Annotated in this window: 14 protein-coding genes; 6 read left to right on the forward strand and 8 right to left on the reverse strand. The window is 46.4% G+C overall.

Annotated elements, in window-relative coordinates:
* Window positions 1-33: 33 nt before the first annotated feature.
* The 6 genes from murD to rsmH form a co-directional block, all read right to left on the reverse strand.
* On the reverse strand, window positions 34-1,368 hold the full coding sequence (murD, locus tag B5F78_RS08625; RefSeq protein ID WP_022038909.1) for a UDP-N-acetylmuramoyl-L-alanine--D-glutamate ligase: 1,335 nt from the start codon (window positions 1,366-1,368) through the stop codon (window positions 34-36).
* Window positions 1,369-1,570: 202 nt separating this feature from the next.
* Window positions 1,571-2,839, reverse strand: a complete 1,269-nt coding sequence (mraY, locus tag B5F78_RS08630) for a phospho-N-acetylmuramoyl-pentapeptide-transferase (RefSeq protein WP_022038910.1) — start codon at window positions 2,837-2,839, stop codon at window positions 1,571-1,573.
* Window positions 2,840-2,851: 12 nt separating this feature from the next.
* Window positions 2,852-4,306: a UDP-N-acetylmuramoyl-L-alanyl-D-glutamate--2,6-diaminopimelate ligase gene (locus tag B5F78_RS08635; RefSeq protein ID WP_087210486.1), complete on the reverse strand. Its 1,455-nt coding sequence runs from the start codon at window positions 4,304-4,306 to the stop codon at window positions 2,852-2,854.
* A gap of 15 nt (window positions 4,307-4,321) precedes the next feature.
* Window positions 4,322-6,472 (reverse strand): penicillin-binding protein, encoded by a 2,151-nt coding sequence (locus B5F78_RS08640; RefSeq protein ID WP_087210501.1) that lies wholly within the window; start codon window positions 6,470-6,472, stop codon window positions 4,322-4,324.
* A gap of 7 nt (window positions 6,473-6,479) precedes the next feature.
* A complete protein-coding gene (locus B5F78_RS08645) occupies window positions 6,480-6,833 on the reverse strand; it encodes an FtsL-like putative cell division protein (RefSeq protein WP_022038913.1) in 354 nt (117 codons plus the stop codon).
* 20 nt (window positions 6,834-6,853) lie between these two features.
* Window positions 6,854-7,768: a 16S rRNA (cytosine(1402)-N(4))-methyltransferase RsmH gene (gene rsmH / locus B5F78_RS08650; protein ID WP_087248622.1), complete on the reverse strand. Its 915-nt coding sequence runs from the start codon at window positions 7,766-7,768 to the stop codon at window positions 6,854-6,856.
* A gap of 300 nt (window positions 7,769-8,068) precedes the next feature.
* Between rsmH and B5F78_RS08655 the strand changes: the two genes are divergently transcribed.
* Both B5F78_RS08655 and B5F78_RS08660 read left to right on the forward strand, forming a co-directional pair.
* Window positions 8,069-8,887 (forward strand): 1-acyl-sn-glycerol-3-phosphate acyltransferase, encoded by an 819-nt coding sequence (locus tag B5F78_RS08655; protein ID WP_087210492.1) that lies wholly within the window; start codon window positions 8,069-8,071, stop codon window positions 8,885-8,887.
* An 18-nt stretch (window positions 8,888-8,905) separates the two neighbouring features.
* Window positions 8,906-9,901, forward strand: coding sequence for a GNAT family N-acetyltransferase (locus B5F78_RS08660; RefSeq protein ID WP_022038916.1), 996 nt, complete (start codon window positions 8,906-8,908; stop codon window positions 9,899-9,901).
* 48 nt (window positions 9,902-9,949) lie between these two features.
* On the opposite strand, the gene B5F78_RS08665 is transcribed toward B5F78_RS08660, so the two are convergent.
* Window positions 9,950-11,281 (reverse strand): deoxyguanosinetriphosphate triphosphohydrolase, encoded by a 1,332-nt coding sequence (locus tag B5F78_RS08665; protein ID WP_204502632.1) that lies wholly within the window; start codon window positions 11,279-11,281, stop codon window positions 9,950-9,952.
* Between the two features lie 217 nt (window positions 11,282-11,498).
* Between B5F78_RS08665 and dut the strand changes: the two genes are divergently transcribed.
* The 4 genes from dut to B5F78_RS08685 all read left to right on the forward strand — a co-directional run bounded on the left by dut (window position 11,499) and on the right by B5F78_RS08685 (window position 16,028).
* On the forward strand, window positions 11,499-11,933 hold the full coding sequence (dut, locus tag B5F78_RS08670) for a dUTP diphosphatase (RefSeq protein WP_087248632.1): 435 nt from the start codon (window positions 11,499-11,501) through the stop codon (window positions 11,931-11,933).
* A gap of 68 nt (window positions 11,934-12,001) precedes the next feature.
* Window positions 12,002-13,783: a tetratricopeptide repeat protein gene (locus B5F78_RS08675; protein ID WP_022038919.1), complete on the forward strand. Its 1,782-nt coding sequence runs from the start codon at window positions 12,002-12,004 to the stop codon at window positions 13,781-13,783.
* 89 nt (window positions 13,784-13,872) lie between these two features.
* Entirely contained in the window at window positions 13,873-14,706 is an 834-nt protein-coding gene (locus B5F78_RS08680; protein ID WP_239473424.1) for a DUF4292 domain-containing protein, read from the forward strand.
* The gene (locus tag B5F78_RS08685) at window positions 14,703-16,028 is read left to right on the forward strand and encodes a murein hydrolase activator EnvC family protein (protein WP_087210498.1); all 1,326 of its coding nucleotides are present in this window, start codon (window positions 14,703-14,705) and stop codon (window positions 16,026-16,028) included. Before B5F78_RS08680 ends, B5F78_RS08685 begins: the two co-directional genes overlap by 4 nt.
* Before the next feature lie 209 nt (window positions 16,029-16,237).
* On the opposite strand, the gene B5F78_RS16820 is transcribed toward B5F78_RS08685, so the two are convergent.
* Window positions 16,238-16,557 (reverse strand): PD-(D/E)XK nuclease family transposase (locus B5F78_RS16820; protein ID WP_204502631.1); only part of this gene is annotated, 320 nt, incomplete at its 5' end.

Consider the following 16,557-nt stretch of genomic DNA (forward strand, 5'->3'; position numbering starts at 1 on the left):
TCACTTGTCAACTGATACCTTGTCAACTTAAAATTAAAGTTTTCTTACGCATTCTTTGAACTGGTCGCCCCGGTCTTCGTAGCTTTTGAAGAGGTCGAAGCTGGCACAGCAAGGGCTGAGCAATACAGTCTCGCCGTTTTTTGCCATACGGTAGGCAGCGTTTACGGCATCTTTCATGCTCTGCACGTCGGCTGTTGGCAAACCGAAGCTGTCGAAGAAGGCATGCAGCTTTTCGTTGTGCAGTCCCAGAAATATCAGTCCACAGCACTTCTCACGCACCAGGCCGGCTATTTCATTGTAGTCGTTACCCTTATCCTTGCCGCCCAAAATCAGGATGGTTTTGGTCTTCATGCTCTTCAATGCATACCAGCACGAGTTGACGTTGGTAGCTTTCGAGTCATTGATATAATCTACTCCACGCACGCGTGCCACTTTCTCCAGTCTGTGTTCCACTCCCTTGAAGTCGCTCAGTGCTTCGCGGATGCAGCTTTTCCGGATGCCGGCAATGTTGGCAGAGATGCCTGCCGCCATGGAGTTGAACAGGTTATGGGTGCCGGTCAGGGCAAGTTCTTCCTGTTCCATGTTGAACTCGATGGGCTTGGTGAAATAGATTTTGTTTTCCTCCGTGAATGCCGCCAATCCCTCTTCGCGCTTTTCGGCGAAAGGATAATATTGGCCGTGTATGCCGTACTTATGCAGCTCTTTCTGGATGATGGGGTCATCGTTCCAAAAGATGAAAGCATCATCGTCGGTCTGATTCTGTATGATGCGGAATTTGGCATCAATGTAGTTCTGCATCTTGTAGTCGTAGCGGTCCAGATGGTCGGGCGTGATGTTCATCAATACGGCGATGTTTGCATGGAACTTATACATATTGTCCAGCTGGAAGCTGCTCAGTTCGATGACATAGTAATCAAAGTTGCATTCCGCCACCTGATAGGCAAGGCTTTGTCCGATGTTTCCGGCAAGTCCTACATTGAGTCCTGCCTTTTTAAAAATATGGTAAATGAGTGAGGTGGTGGTAGTCTTTCCGTTGCTTCCTGTGATACAAATCATTTTGGCGTGCGTGTATCTGCCTGCAAATTCTATCTCAGAGATAACGGGTGTTCCTTGTGCTTTCAGTTTCAGGATGATAGGGGCATTGTTCGGAATACCCGGACTTTTGATAATTTCATCTGCATTCAGAATCAACTCTTCCGTGTGTTGTCCCTCTTCCCAGGGGATGTTTCTCTCGTCCAGGACTGTCTTGTACTTGTCCTTTATCGACGACATGTCTGAAACAAAAGTGTCGAACCCTTGTTTCTTTGCCAGTACGGCAGCGCCTGTGCCGCTTTCGCCGGCTCCTAAAATAACAATTCTCTTTGCCATTCTTATTTAATTTGCTAATGTGCGAATGTAATGTATCAATTTGCTAATGTGTTAATGTGCTAATGTGTTAATGTGCAAATGTGTCAATGTGCTAATGTATTAATGTGCAAATTATTCCATTGGCACATTGTTTATTGGCACATTATTTATTGGCACATTTCCACATTGTTTATTGGCACATTATTTATTGGCACATTATTTATTATCGTATTTTCAATGTTATAATTGTAATAGCTGCCAACACAATGGTTACAATCCAGAAACGTACGGTGATTTTCGATTCATGGAATACGTTATGAGGAGTTGTAATCAAGTAGGTACAGTTCGGGTCAAGCTGCGCCATTGTGGTCCGGAAATGGTCGTGGATGGGGGTTCGCTTGAATATCCGTTGTTTTATTCCTTTTTTCTTTCCTTTCTGGAAATAACGCACTTGCAAAATAACCGATAGATTTTCTACCAGGAACACGCCGCACAGAATCGGTATCAGCAGTTCTTTATGGATGATGATGGCAAATACGGCGATGATTCCTCCGATGGTAAGGCTGCCTGTATCACCCATGAATACTTGTGCCGGGAAGGCATTGTACCACAGGAAACCGATGAGCGCACCGATGAGCGCACAAATGAAAATAACCAGCTCTTCGCTGCCGGGAATGTACATAATGTTCAGGTAACTGGCGTATTCGATGTGGCTTGACACGTATGCCAGAATGCCCAGCGTCACTCCGATTATAGCCGAATTGCCTGCTGCCATGCCATCCATGCCGTCGTTCAGGTTGGCACCGTTTGATACGGCAGTCACGACGAAGATGGTAATGATGACAAAGACAATCCAACCGGCTGTCTGGGCATGTTCGCCCATGAAGCCCACGATGTCGGCATAGTCGAGGTTGTTGTTCTTGAAGAACGGTATGGTGGTTTTGGTCGATTTTTCATCCTGACTCTTATGTACCACGTCTACTACATGCCCGTCACGTTGTATCTCTACGTTTTCGCGGATAACGACCTGCGGGCTGAGGTAAAGCGTAAGACCTACGATCAGCCCCAGTCCTACCTGTCCGATAATCTTGAATTTCCCATGCAGTCCTTCCTTATCCTTGCGGAACACCTTGATGTAATCGTCCAGAAAACCTAATGTGCCCAGCCAGACTGTGGTAATCAGCATCAGAATCATGTAAATGTTGTGCAATTTTCCCAACAGCAGGCAAGGAATCAGTACGGCAACGATGATGATGATGCCTCCCATGGTGGGGACGCCCACTTTGTTTACATTGAACGGGTCGATGGAGGCGTCACGTTGTGTCTCGGTAATCTGCTTGCGTTTCAGCATGTTGATAAAGTATTCTCCGAAGATGGCGGAAATCAACAGAGACAGGATGACTGCCATCAGTGAGCGGAAGGATACATAACCGAACATGCGTGCCCCCGGGAAATCGAACTGTTCTAAATATTGGAATAAATAGTATAGCATGTCTTCTCCGGGTTATTCGTTGGCAAATATTTCGTTTACAATCTCTTTGTCATCAAAATGGTGCTTTATGCCTTTGATTTCCTGGTAGTTCTCATGCCCTTTCCCTGCTATCAGGATGACATCTTGCGGCTGTGCCAGCATGCAGGCAGTGCGGATAGCTTCTTTCCGGTCGGCGATGGATAAAACTTTCTGCATGTCATTCTTGTTCAGTCCGGCCAGCATGTCGTTGATGATGTCTTGAGGTTCCTCAAAACGGGGATTGTCGGACGTAATGATGACCTTGTCGCTTTGTCTGGCAGATTCTTGTGCCATCAGAGGGCGTTTCCCTTTGTCGCGGTTTCCGCCTGCGCCTACCACAGTGATGACCCGTCCTCTGCCTCGTAATACTTCGTGGATGGCACTCAGTACATTTTCCAGTGCATCGGGTGTGTGAGCATAATCGACAATGGCGGTATATCCTCGCTTGGAGCGAATGGCATCAAAGCGTCCGGCCACAGGGCGCAAGGTACTCAGGACGAGTAAAACGTCTTCAGGTTGCTTGCCCAACAGGCAGGCAGCTCCATATACGGCAAGCAGGTTGGATGCGTTGAAGCGTCCGATGAACTGTACGTTTACTTCACGGTTATTGATGTCCAGCAGCATGCCGTCGAACCCGTCTTCCAGTACTTTCCCTTTGAAGTCGCACAAAGTACGCAATGAATAGGTGGCAATGCGTGCTTTGGTATTCTGTACCATGACCTTGCCGTTCTTGTCATCCAGGTTGGTCAGTGCAAAAGCCGTTTTTGGCAAATTGTCGAAAAAGGCCTTTTTGGCTTTCAGGTAGTTTTCGAATGTCTTGTGGTAGTCCAGGTGGTCACGGGTGATGTTAGTGAAAATGCCTCCCACGAAGCGCAGGCCTCCGATGCGTTTTTGGGCTATGGAATGCGAGCTTACTTCCATGAATGCATATTTGCAGCCTTCGTTTGCCATTCGCCCCAGCAGCCGGTTCAGTGTGATAGGGTCGGGCGTGGTATGGTCGGCAGGGATAGCTTCGCCGTCGATATAATTGCAGACGGTAGACAGCAATCCTACCTTGTATCCGAATTGCCGGAACATCTTATATAATAAGGTAGCAATGGTGGTTTTCCCGTTCGTGCCTGTTACTCCTACCAGGTCAAGTTTGGAAGTCGGATCGCCATAAAAAGTAGTGGCCAGCTTGCCCACCGCATCTTCTGTATCTGATACGCGGATATAGGTGATATCTTCCTTGTATATATCGGGGAGCTGTTCGCAGACGATGGCTGCCGCTCCTTTTTCGATGGCTTTCTGTATATAGGCGTGTCCGTCGGTTTGTGTTCCTTTTACGGCCACGAATAAGTCTCCGCTTTCGATGAGGCGGGAATCCATCTGGATGCCTGTGATTTCCCGGTCTGTCCGGCCGATGGTTTCACAGGTAGTTACGCATGTAAGAATGTCTGTTAATTTCATGTTTGTGTTGTATTTCTAATTCTTCAAAGTCAATATGATGGTTGTCCCTTTGTGCAGGGCAGAGCCTGCCGGGATACTTTGTTTGTATACTTTGCCTACTCCGGAGAGCTGTACTTTCAGTCCGTGGCTCTCAAGCAGAAATACGGCATCTTTTGCTCCCATACCGATGACATTGGGCACTGACTTGTTGTTGATATTGGTCGTTTTCAAGTTGGCATGTGCCGTAGTGCTGGATGCTTTTCCCCAAATGGGTTCATCCGATTGTGGGATGGTATTGCTGTTGCCGGGCACTTGTAAGGCGCGTAGTACATATGCCGCTTCTTCAATATCGCCGTTTTTTACATCTGGGATAAAAATGGATGTAGAATCTTTGGCGTATGCCAGATCGCGCACCAAGTGTTTGGCATAAATGCGTTCGGCTATGCGGCTGAATACACTTCCAGCCTGCAAGCCTCCAGAGGCAGGTCCGTGGGGAATCAAAACGGATACCATGCAACTGTATTTAGGAGCCTCGGAAGGGAAGTATCCGCAAAAGCTGACTTGGTAACTTACGCCACCTGCCCGATAGCCTGCCGTACCTTGTGAAATCTGTGCTGTGCCTGTCTTGCCTGATACGTTGAACTGTTTGCTTCCAGCCGGTTTGGCAAGTCCTTGCGACACCACTTTCCGCAGGATGGCACGAATCATGGTCAGTGTGGTGTCTGAACAGATTTTCGGGTTTATCACTTCGGTAGGTATCTCCTGCAATATTTCACCGTCTTTGGCAATGGCTTTTACGAATTTCGGTTTCACCATTACTCCGTTATTGGCGATGGCGTTGTAGAAATTCAGGATGTAGATAGGAGGAAACATTGTTTCATAACCGATACTCATCCACGGTAGGCTGGTGCGGCTCCAAGGCATGGCTCCCTTGATGCTGTCTCTCTCGCGCGGTCCCCATATGCGCGGGCTTGCCTCGCCTACGAAGCCTAGGTGCAAGGGCTTGTCGATGCTCATCCGTTTCAGTCCGTCGACGAATTTCTGCGGGTTGTTTTTATAGAAACGGTCGATGATGGTGGACACACCGACATTGGAAGAAACTTCCAGAATACGGGTTACATCGATGGCGCCATAACCGCCTTTGTACCAGTTCCAGTCTTTCATCCAGCTTCCATACATGTTGACCATCCCATTGCCTGTGTCTACCACATAATCGGGTGTGATATATTTGTCTTCCAGTGCCACCATGATGGAAGCGGTTTTAAAAGTGGAACCAGGTTCCATCAGGTTGCTTACAGCGTTGTTCCGCATTTCATAATAATGTCCGTCGTTGCCACGTATCATGTTTACATTGGCTTTTACTTCGCCGGTTGCCACCTCCATTACGATGGCCACACCCGATAATGCTTCCAGATTTGTCAACTGGTCTACCAATGCCTTTTCGGCGATATCCTGCATATCTACATCAAGGGTCGTGATGATGTCGTATCCATCTACAGGTGGCTGGTCTACGATATTCAGATATTTGTTCATTACCTTTTGCCGGTGAGTGATGCCGTTCTTGCCTCGCAATACCGAATCGTAAGTAAGTTCCAGTCCGTTCTTGGCTCCCAGGCTCATGTCGGGATACATGTCGCCTAATGTACGTGCTGCCAGTGAGCCGAATGGTTTCTTGCGCTGGTTGAACTTTTCTTCGTGCAGTCCTCCTGTGTTCGGTCCCAGACAGAATACAGGTAATTGTTTGACCTGTTTGTATTCGATGTACGAAATACGTTTGGGGTAGAGCAGGTAATGGCGACTTTTTTTCCGTCTTCCTTTTAAGATGTGCTTGCGGAACTCCTGTGCGCTCTTGTCGGGGAATATTTCGTGCAGTCCCTGGCAGATTTCGGTCAGGTGATTGGTCAGCAAGGTATCACTCTCTTTGTATCCTCCCGCCCGGAAGTCCATATAGATTTTATATTCCGGCAGGCTGCTTGCCATCAGTTTTCCATCGGCAGAAATGATGTTGCCCCGTGTGGGGGGGACGACAACATTCTCTTTTACGAAACGGTCTGCTACATCTTTCCAGTACTGCCGTTCGGCAAACATGATAAAGCCTGCCTTGACTATGATGAGGATAGCCAAGACCAGCATAATCACTACAATGAAGGTGTAGCGGAACATGATATTTTTAATGCCCGGTATCATACGCATCTCAGTTTTCTTTTTTTATCAGGTAGGGTGGGGTGGTTGCAGTAGCAAGTCCCGTGTTTTCAGTCGACAAGTATTCTTCGATACGCGACTGGCGGCTTTTTTCAGTCAGTTCGGAAGAGATGGTAAGGGCATCGTATTTGATGTCGGTCAGTTCTTTTTTCAACCGGTCTATTTCGATTAATTCCTGCTGGCTTGAATAGCGGTTGTCAATATATAGAATGGTAAGGAAGACAATTAGTATCAGCAGATTGGCTTGTCTCCTGAAAAAATTATGTGCAAGAATATCTCCCCCCATGATGCTTTTGAAAGTGATATGGGGTTGTTTGGGTTGTTCTGTATTTCTGTTTTCTTTCATGTCTTCAAATCTCCATAAATTTATCCGATTTTTTCTGCAATCCGCAGCTTGGCGCTTCGGGAACGTGGGTTGCGGGCTTCCTCTTCGTCTGTAGGCGTGATTATTTTACAGACAGCACGCAGCGGTGCTTCGATATTTCCGTAAAAATCTTGCTTCATCTTGCCTTCCACATTGCCTGTTTTGATGACGTTCTTTACCATCCGGTCTTCCAGTGAATGGTAGGTGATGACTACCAGTCTTCCTCCAGGCTTCAATGCCTGGATTGCAGCCTTCAGCATTTCTTTCAGTGCCTCCATTTCGTGGTTCACTTCGATGCGTAATGCCTGGAACGTTTTTGCCAGTTCTTTTTTTTCGCGTTCTTTGCCGAAAAAAGGCTTGATGATTTCCAGAAACTCACCGATGGTATTTATTGTTTTTTGCGACCGTGCCTTGACCAGTGCCGCGGCCAGTTTACGACTGTTTTTCAGTTCTCCATACAGATAGAACAGGTTGGCAAGCTGTTCTTCTTCGTATGTATTGATGATATCGGCGGCAGTTATGCCTGCCCGTTTGTTCATCCGCATATCCAGTTTCCCGTCGAACCGGAAGGAGAATCCTCGTGTCGAATCGTCGAAATGGTGTGATGATACTCCCAAATCAGCAAGAATGGCATCTACTTGTTCCACTCCGTAATAACGCAAGAAGTTATGCAGGTAGCGGAAGTTGCTTCTGACGAAGGTGAATCGTCCGTCTTGGGGAATATTTTGTTCAGCGTCTTCATCTTGGTCAAATCCAAAAAGGCGGCTGTTTATTCCCATGCACCGCAGTATTTCCCGCGAATGTCCTCCTCCACCAAAAGTAAGGTCGACATAGGTTCCTCCGTCATGCAATTCCATGCCTTTGATGCTTTCGTGAAGCAATACAGGTATGTGGTATGTTTGTTGTTCGTCCGTCATATATGCAGCTTATTTTCTACCTTTTTCTCCTTATTATTCTATGAGCTGGTAAAATTACACATTTCGTAGCAAATGACATATAAGGTTTGTCGAAAATCTTTGAAGAAGTTATCAACAGGTCTTGATAGCGAATGTGTAAAATCAAGGAAGTGTGCACACAGGGGTAGCTTGTTGTGCAGTTTTCAGGCATTTGGGGTTTCCATTTGTTGTTTTTTTCATTGTTTGCCATATTTTCCTGCTCAATAGTGAGCAACTTAACAAAAGAAAAATTACATTTGCAAAGAAATCTAGAATGAAGCAATGGCGGAAAAATCGATTTTTTTAATAGACATTGATAAAATATTGAAAGAGAAAGCGGGGAAAAAGGCTGGATACGTTCCCCGTTTCCTGGTGTCTTACCTGAAGCGGATTGTCCATCAAGATGAAATAAACGGTTTCTTGAGAAGCGTGGAAGATAAGACTGGAGTCGAGTTTCTGGCTGCATGCATGGATTTCCTGGATGTCAAGCTGGAGGTAGAAGGGCTGGAAAACCTGCCCCAAGAGGGATTGTGTACGTTTGTGTCCAATCATCCTTTGGGAGGACAAGACGGGGTAGCATTGGGTTACTTGTTGGGCAAACATTATGACGGACGTATCAAATACTTGGTCAATGATTTGCTGATGAACTTGCATGGACTGGCTCCGCTGTGCATTCCTATCAACAAGACTGGTTCGCAATCACGTGATTTTCCCCGTATGGTTGAGGAAGGATTCCGTTCGGACAGTCATATCATCATGTTTCCGGCAGGCATCTGTTCGCGTCGGAGGCATGGAGTGATTCAGGATTTGCCCTGGAAAAAGACTTTTGTGACCAAGAGCGTGGAGACCCAACGTAATGTGGTGCCGGTTCACTTTGAGGGAAGGAACTCCGATTTCTTCTACAATCTGGCGAATGCCTGCAAGTTTTTGGGAATACGTTTCAATATAGCCATGCTTTATCTGGCTGATGAAATGTTCAAGAACCGCCATAAGACCTTCCGTGTCGCTATTGGAAAACCGATTCCGTGGCAGACATTCAACAGGTCGAAGTCGCCGGTCGAATGGGCGGCATATGTGCGTGACTTGGTATATAAACTGTAAATTAGACAAATAAGATATATGGAAGCTATTATTGCACCGGTTGAACGGGAGTTGCTGAAATCGGAACTGACGCCGGACAAGCGTTTGAGATCAACCAATAAAAGTAATAACGAAATTTACATTGTAAACTGGAAAAATGCCCCGAATGTGCTAAAGGAAATCGGCCGTCTGCGTGAAATTGCATTTCGTGCCGCAGGTGGAGGTACAGGGCAATCTGTTGATTTGGACGAATATGACTTGATGGAGAATCCTTACCAGCAGTTGATTGTGTGGAATCCTGATGCCGAAGAAATTTTAGGAGGGTACCGTTATCTGTTGGGGAATGAAGTTGAATTTGATAAAGAAGGAAGACCGGTACTTGCTACTGCACACATGTTCAATTTTTCCGAAAAGTTCTTGAAAGAGTATCTTCCTACGACTATTGAGTTGGGACGTTCCTTCGTTACTCTTGAATATCAGTCAACCCGTGCAGGTTCGAAAGGATTGTTTGCTCTTGACAATTTGTGGGATGGCTTGGGAGCACTGACCGTTGTCAAACCCAATGTAAAATATCTCTTCGGGAAAATGACAATGTATCCCAGCTACAACCGTTTCGGACGGGACATGATTCTGTATTTTCTGAAGAAACATTTTTCTGATAAAGACAACCTGATTACCCCGATGGAGCCTTTGCAAATCGATACCGATGAGGATATGCTGAAAAATATATTCTGCTATGATACGTTTAAGGAAGATTATCGGGTATTGAACCGCGAGGTGCGTAAACTGGGGTATAACATACCTCCTTTGGTCAATGCTTATATGAGTCTTTCGCCTACGATGCGTATGTTTGGTACAGCAATCAATGACGGCTTCGGTATGGTAGAGGAAACGGGTATCTTGATTGCTGTTGATGAAATCTTGGAAGAAAAGCGCGTACGCCATATCGAGTCTTATCTGCGTGAACACCCCGAAGCGCTTCATCTTACTTCGGGAGCGAATCCGGTGGTATCGGGAGAGAGGAAAGCCCAGTAATAGAAAGAAAAACTGCGCAATCCAGACTTGATATAGAATAGCAGGTGTCTACACCGCCGGCAGGCTGTTTCCATTGATTTTTCGGTAGAGGTCAAGGGCATATACATCGGTCATGCCGGAGATGTAGTCCAGTACGGCTTGGATTTTTCCATAAAGAGTGGGTGCCTGCATGTCGTATTGGTGCGACACACGGTTAATGAGCAACTGCGAATAGGCTTTGTGCGGATAACGTACTGCTTCTATCATCAGGTCTACCAGTGTGGTGATGACCTGATAGCCGGCAAGTTCGATGTCGAGCACGTCCTTGGCACAATATATCTTTTCAAAGGCAGTTTCCGAACATTGTTTGTAGGCTTCACGTACGGGAGAGGCAATCTGTTTGATGAGCGGTCCCTGAAAACTGCCTGACAGAATTTCTTCTTCGTGTTCGACGAAGGTTTCCACGCAGGCACGGGTCAGTACACCGATGGCTGATGAGCGCAGGTAGGCTATCTGTTCGTTGGTGTCAGTTACCAGCTGGCATATCTGATGGATACGGTTCAGGCGTTCGGCGCTGAAGAAACATGCATACAGTTCCTTGGTTTCCTGAGTGGTCAGGATTTTCAGTTTGTGTGCATCTTCGATGTCCATCATCTGGTAGCAGATATCATCGGCGGCTTCTACCAGATACACCAGTGGATGGCGGGCATAGCGTATCGGTTCGCCTTCATTGCTGAGGCGGATAATTCCCAGTTCACGTGCAATGCGTTCGTAGTCGGCTTGCTCGCTCAAAAAGAAACCGAATTTTTGCTTCCCGCCGGCAAGTTGTGACGAAAAGGGATATTTTACGATGGATGCAAGGGTAGAATAGGTTAAGACGAATCCTCCTGGGCGTCGTCCGCGGAATTGATGGGTCAACAGGCGGAAAGCATTGGCGTTGCCTTCGAAGTGAGTCAGGTCTTCCCATTCGGCGGGAGATAGCAGAGACTTCAGTGCCTGGCCTTTTCCTTCCGAAAAATAAGTGCCGATAGCTGTTTCGCCCGAATGCCCGAAGGGAGGGTTGCCCATGTCGTGAGCCAGGCAGGCTGCCGAGACGATGGCTCCTATTTCTGCAAGATGTGAGCCGGCAAGTTCCGGATGTTTTTGAAGGAGCAGATGGGATACATCGTTCCCCAACGAACGTCCCACGCACGACACCTCCAGGCTATGTGTCAGCCGGTTGTGTACAAAGATGCTTCCCGGAAGTGGAAATACTTGTGTCTTGTTCTGCAGGCGGCGGAACGGTGATGAAAAAATGAGTCGGTCGTAGTCGCGTTGAAATTCGGTACGGTCTTCTTTTCTCACTTCGTGCAAGGCTTCCAGCCCGAAGCGTTTGTTTGATATCAGTTGGTTCCAGTTCATCATATTTCTTCAATTCTTTCGGATCTCGGCTTGCAAATGTATAAAAGATTCGTTTAAAAAATGGTAAACGTATTTATAAATCCTGCGAAATATGTATTTTCGCAGAAGATTTAAACTCAATGCATCACTGGTTACACAGATTTTGTCATGCAATCGTAAAGGAAATTATTTTTATTTGTGTAATCTGGTGGTGAAAACAATAATGAGCAAACTTACAATGAAAGTACAGATTATCAATAAGTCGAAGCATCCGCTTCCGGAGTATGCCACTTCCCTTTCGGCAGGTATGGACTTGCGTGCCAACCTGGATGAGCCTATTGTGTTGAAACCTTTGCAACGTTGCCTGGTGCCTACGGGATTGTATATAGCTTTGCCCGAAGGTTATGAAGCCCAGATACGTCCTCGTAGCGGACTTGCATTGAAAAGAGGTGTCACCCTGCTGAATACACCTGGCACGATTGATGCTGATTATCGGGGAGAGATAGGAGTAATTATGGTCAACCTTTCTACCGAAGATTTTACGGTGACTGATGGCGAGCGTATTGCTCAAATGGTGATAGCCCGTTATGAACAAGCCGGATGGCAGGAGGTAGAAGTATTGGACGATACTGCACGGGGTGCAGGAGGCTTTGGGCATACGGGGACAAAATAAAGTCCTTGGTATTCGGGTTGTCAGGTTGGATAAGGCGGCTTTATAGTTGAAAACTTATACACATTCAGATGAAAAATTTATTCTATATATTATTTGCAACAAGCATGGCGATGATGTTCGTAGCTTGCGGCACGACAAAGAAACAGGCGAAGCAGTCAGATGCAGGTGTGGCATATACGCTGAGCTTCGAACAGCGCCGGAAGTACGATTATTATTTCCTGGAGGCAGTGCGGATGAAAGAAAAAGGACAATACGATGCGGCATATGAGTTGTATAAACATTGTCTGGACATCTATCCTTCATCGGGCGCTGCGCTTTACGAGATTTCACAGTTTTACATGTATTTGGGGCAGGAGGAAAAAGGCGAACAGGCATTGAAGCAGGCAGTGCGTTCCGATGAATCCAATTTCTGGTATAAACAGACGTTGGCTTCGTATTATGAACAAAAGATGAACCTGCCCAAAGCTATTGCCGTTTACGAAAATATGGCAGAGCAGTTTCCGGCACGCCTTGAACCGTTGATGTCGCTGGTCGATTTGTATAACCGGACAAAGAGTTACCAGAACGTCATCTATACCCTGAACCGTCTGGAAGAGCTGGACGGCAAATCCGAACAGATTAGTATGGAAAAGTTCCGGATGTATTTGTTGATGGGGAAACAGGACAGTGCTTTTGTCGAAATCGAGAACTTGTCGAAAGAATATCCTTATGACCTGCGCTACCAGACTATCCTGGGTGATGTGTATCTGAACAATGACAAACCCGATGAGGCGCTGGCGGTATATCAGCGTATCTTGAAGGAAGAACCCGATTATGCACCAGCAGTGTTGTCGATGGCTTCTTATTATCAAAAAACCGGGCAAGACAGTCTGTACCAGCTTCAGCTGGACACCATTCTGATGAACGATGATGTAGCCTCTGATACGAAGATGGAACTGATGCGCCAGTGTATTCTGCAGTCGGAACAGACTACGAAAGACAGTATGCAGATCGTTTCCTTGTTCCGGCGCATACTGGAACGTCCGCAGCAGAATGCCGACCTGGCTATGCTGTGTGCACAGTATATGATTACCAAGAATATGAAGAAAGAATCGGTTCCGGTGCTTGAACAGGTCCTTTCGTTGGATCCGGAAAACAAGCCTGCGCGTCTTCAGTTGTTGAGTTATGCAATACAAGATAACGAATTGGATGAAGTAGTCCGGATAGCGAAATCTGCGCTCGAATACCATCCCGAAGCATTGGAATTTTATTATTATTTAGGAGTGGCATATTATCAGAAAGAGGAACTGGACGAAGCGCTTGATGTATTTACACGAGGTGTGAAACAAGTTAATGAGAAAAGCGATAAAGGAGTAGTTTCCGACTTTTATGCCATCTTGGGTGATATTTATCATCAAAAAGGCAGGGCTGCCGAGGCATATGCGGCTTATGATTCATCTTTGGTTTATAATCCCGACAACATCGGTACACTGAACAATTATGCTTACTATCTTTCGATAGAGAAAAAGAATCTTGACAAGGCGGAAGAAATGAGTTACCGCACGGTAAAGGCAGAACCCGATAACGATACCTATCTGGACACGTATGCCTGGATTCTTTTCGAGAAAGGTCGTTACACCGAAGCACGTATCTACATCGAGCAGGCTTTGCGCAATGGAGGAGAGAAGAGCCGGGTCATCATGGAGCATTGTGGTGATATTTATTATATGCTGGGTGAAAAAGATAAAGCTTTGGAATACTGGAAAAAGGCAGATGCCATGGAGAAGGTGGAAGAAGGGGAAACTCCACCTACCGAGCAGGAAATCAAACGCCTGAAACAGAAAATAAGATTGAAAAAATATGTAGAATAGGTGACAAGTTAGCAAGGTGACAAATTCTTCAAATACCTTGGTGATTAAACCGTGTCAACTCATTGCCTTGTCACTTAAAAAGGAACATCATGAAAAGACTGATAAATTATATAGGACTTGTAGTGGCAGTAGCACTCGTCGTGTCTTGTTCTTCTTCACGGAAGGTCGCCAGAACGCCGATGATTGGCGGGCTGACCGGAACGGATTATATCGAAAAAGTTATCGAACTTTCGCCTGTCTGGCAGAGCCTGAACGGAAAAGTAACATTGAGCTTGTCTACTCCCGAAGGTGTGTCGAAGGTAGGAAGTGCCACCCTCCGGCTCAAGCGGGACGAGTCGATACAATTGTCGGTGGCACCCTTGCTGGGCATTGAGATAGCTCGTCTGGAGATTTCGCCCGATGGTATATTGGCACTCGACCGGCTGAACAAGCGTTATGTACAAGTGTCGTTCGAGGAAGTGAACAGTTGGGCACATACCGATTTAAGTTTTGCCATACTTCAGTCATTGTTTCTGAACGAATTGTTTGTACCGGGTAAGCAACGGGTCGCTGTAACCGATGCTGGAGATTTTCGGGTGTCGTTGGCGGACGGACGTGCTGTACTGGAAACACAGGACAGCGGGCAACTGACTTACCGTTTTTATACTTCGACAGATAAAGGATGGCTGGAAGAAAGCAACATCGGCCTGGCTGATACCCCTTATTCCCTGCAATGGAAATATGATGCATTTCAGTTGCTGAAAGATCGTTTTTTCCCAGAACAAATGTATGTAACAATACAAGGTACCGGCAAGCAGGTTGGGGTAGGCATGGAGTTTTCCCGTCTGAATGTAGGGGGTAATTGGGAGGCTCGCACAGAAGTTCCTTCCCGCTATAAGCGCGTGCAGGTGGATGAATTATTGAAGATGTTGGTAAGTAAATGAAGCAGTTTTGGAGTATAATCGGATTATTGTTGCTGGTTTCCGTTTCGCTTTCTGCACAGAGCACAAAGAAGATTCGGGAACTGGAAAAGCAGCATGCAGCTCTGCAAAAGCAGATAACTGATTCCGAGTCTTTGCTCCAGTCTACGCAGAAGGATGTGAAGAGCCAGTTGGACAATCTAGCGTTACTGTCCGGGCAAATCGATGAGAGGAAACGTTATGTCGAGACTGTCGAGAAGGACGTGGAGGTCATCCAGCGCGAAATCGACCGTGTAAAGGCTGAATTGGTTGCTTTGCAGCATGAACTTGCCGACAAGAAAAAAAAGTACGAGAAGTCGGTAATGTATATGTACCGCAATAAGTCGGTACAGGAAAAGCTGATGTTCATCTTTTCGGCAGATAACTTGAGCCAGATGTATCGTCGCTTGCGTTATGTGCGCGAATATGCTGATTACCAGCGTAGACAAGGATTGGAAGTGCAGCGTAAGCAAAAGCAGGTGGCAAACAAGCAGCAGACCTTGCTTGCCAGCCGTGAAGCAAAGCAGCAGTTGTTACATCAGGGAGAGGCAGAAAAGCAAAAACTGGAAGAACAGGAAAAAGAACGCAAGACATTGCTCGCTTCGTTACAGAAGAAGCAGCGGGGCATCCGGCAGGAACTCCAGAAGCAGCGGAAGTCTGCCGACCGTCTGAATGCCGAAATCGACCGCTTGATAGAAATCGAGATAGCAGCCGCGCGCAAACGTGCGGAAGAGGAGGCACGCCGAAAAGCTGCAGAAGAGCGGAAGAAGGCTGAAGCGGAACGGAAAGCAAAAGAAGCAGTTAAGTCCACTGTTGCCGAGAATAAGGAAACGTCTGCTCCTTCGGTTACGGAAAAAGTAGAAGTCTATAAGGTAGACCGTGAAGACCGTCGGCTTTCAGGGGTATTCGAGCATAATAAAGGTAGGTTGCCTATGCCCATTACTGGACCTTACGTAGTGGTAGGACATTATGGCAAATACCAGGTGCAAGGTCTGCGTAACGTCCGGCTGGATAATAAAGGCATTGATATTAAGGGGAAGACTGGAGCACATGCCCGCGCTATCTTTGACGGGGAAGTGTCTGCTATTTTCCAGTATAACGGTTTGTCGAATGTGCTGGTGCGTCATGGCAGCTATATTTCCGTATATTGTAATCTTTCTTCCGTTAGTGTGAAAAAAGGCAGTGTGCTGAAGACTCGTGATGTGATAGGAGTAGTCAATACTGACAAGGGAGGCAATACCGTCCTTCATTTTCAGCTTCGCAAGGAAACCGCCAAGTTGAATCCCGAATTGTGGTTGGCACGCTAAGGGGTCGTGTATCATAGTGTAAATATTTTCTGTGCCTCTTTTAAAAACCGCATGGTTGTCTTGCTTGTAAGATTATTAATCTTATAACCGATGAAGCTATATGCCGGAGAGAACAATGCTTGCTTGTCATGCCGGATTTGTAATTCACACCGTTCAAATTATAACTCAAGGACTTACGAACTTAAAAACTCAAAAACTTAACAACTAACCTACAGGCTATTGATTTCTTCTTCGGACAAGCCGCTGCATTCGGCAATTATGCTGATTGCAACTCCTTTAGCCTTCAGGCTTTGTACCATTTCAATTGCTTTTTTCTTTGCTCCTTTTTCAATACCGATTTTTTCTCCTTCTTTCAGTCCTTCCTTGCGTCCTTCTTCCTTCGATTTAATTTTCGCAGTATCAATGGTATTTTTCCAGTCCCGGTAGATTTTCAGGCTTTCTTCGTAGCTGTCGTATTCGGTCTTGGTGAACTTGGCAATCTCAGCGGCTTCGAAGAGTTTGGTGAAGATGCGTTCCTGCAGGGCTTTGG

The sequence above is a fragment of the Bacteroides sp. An279 genome, from assembly GCF_002159615.1.
In the GTDB taxonomy this organism is placed as follows: Bacteria; Bacteroidota; Bacteroidia; order Bacteroidales; family Bacteroidaceae; genus Phocaeicola; species Phocaeicola intestinalis.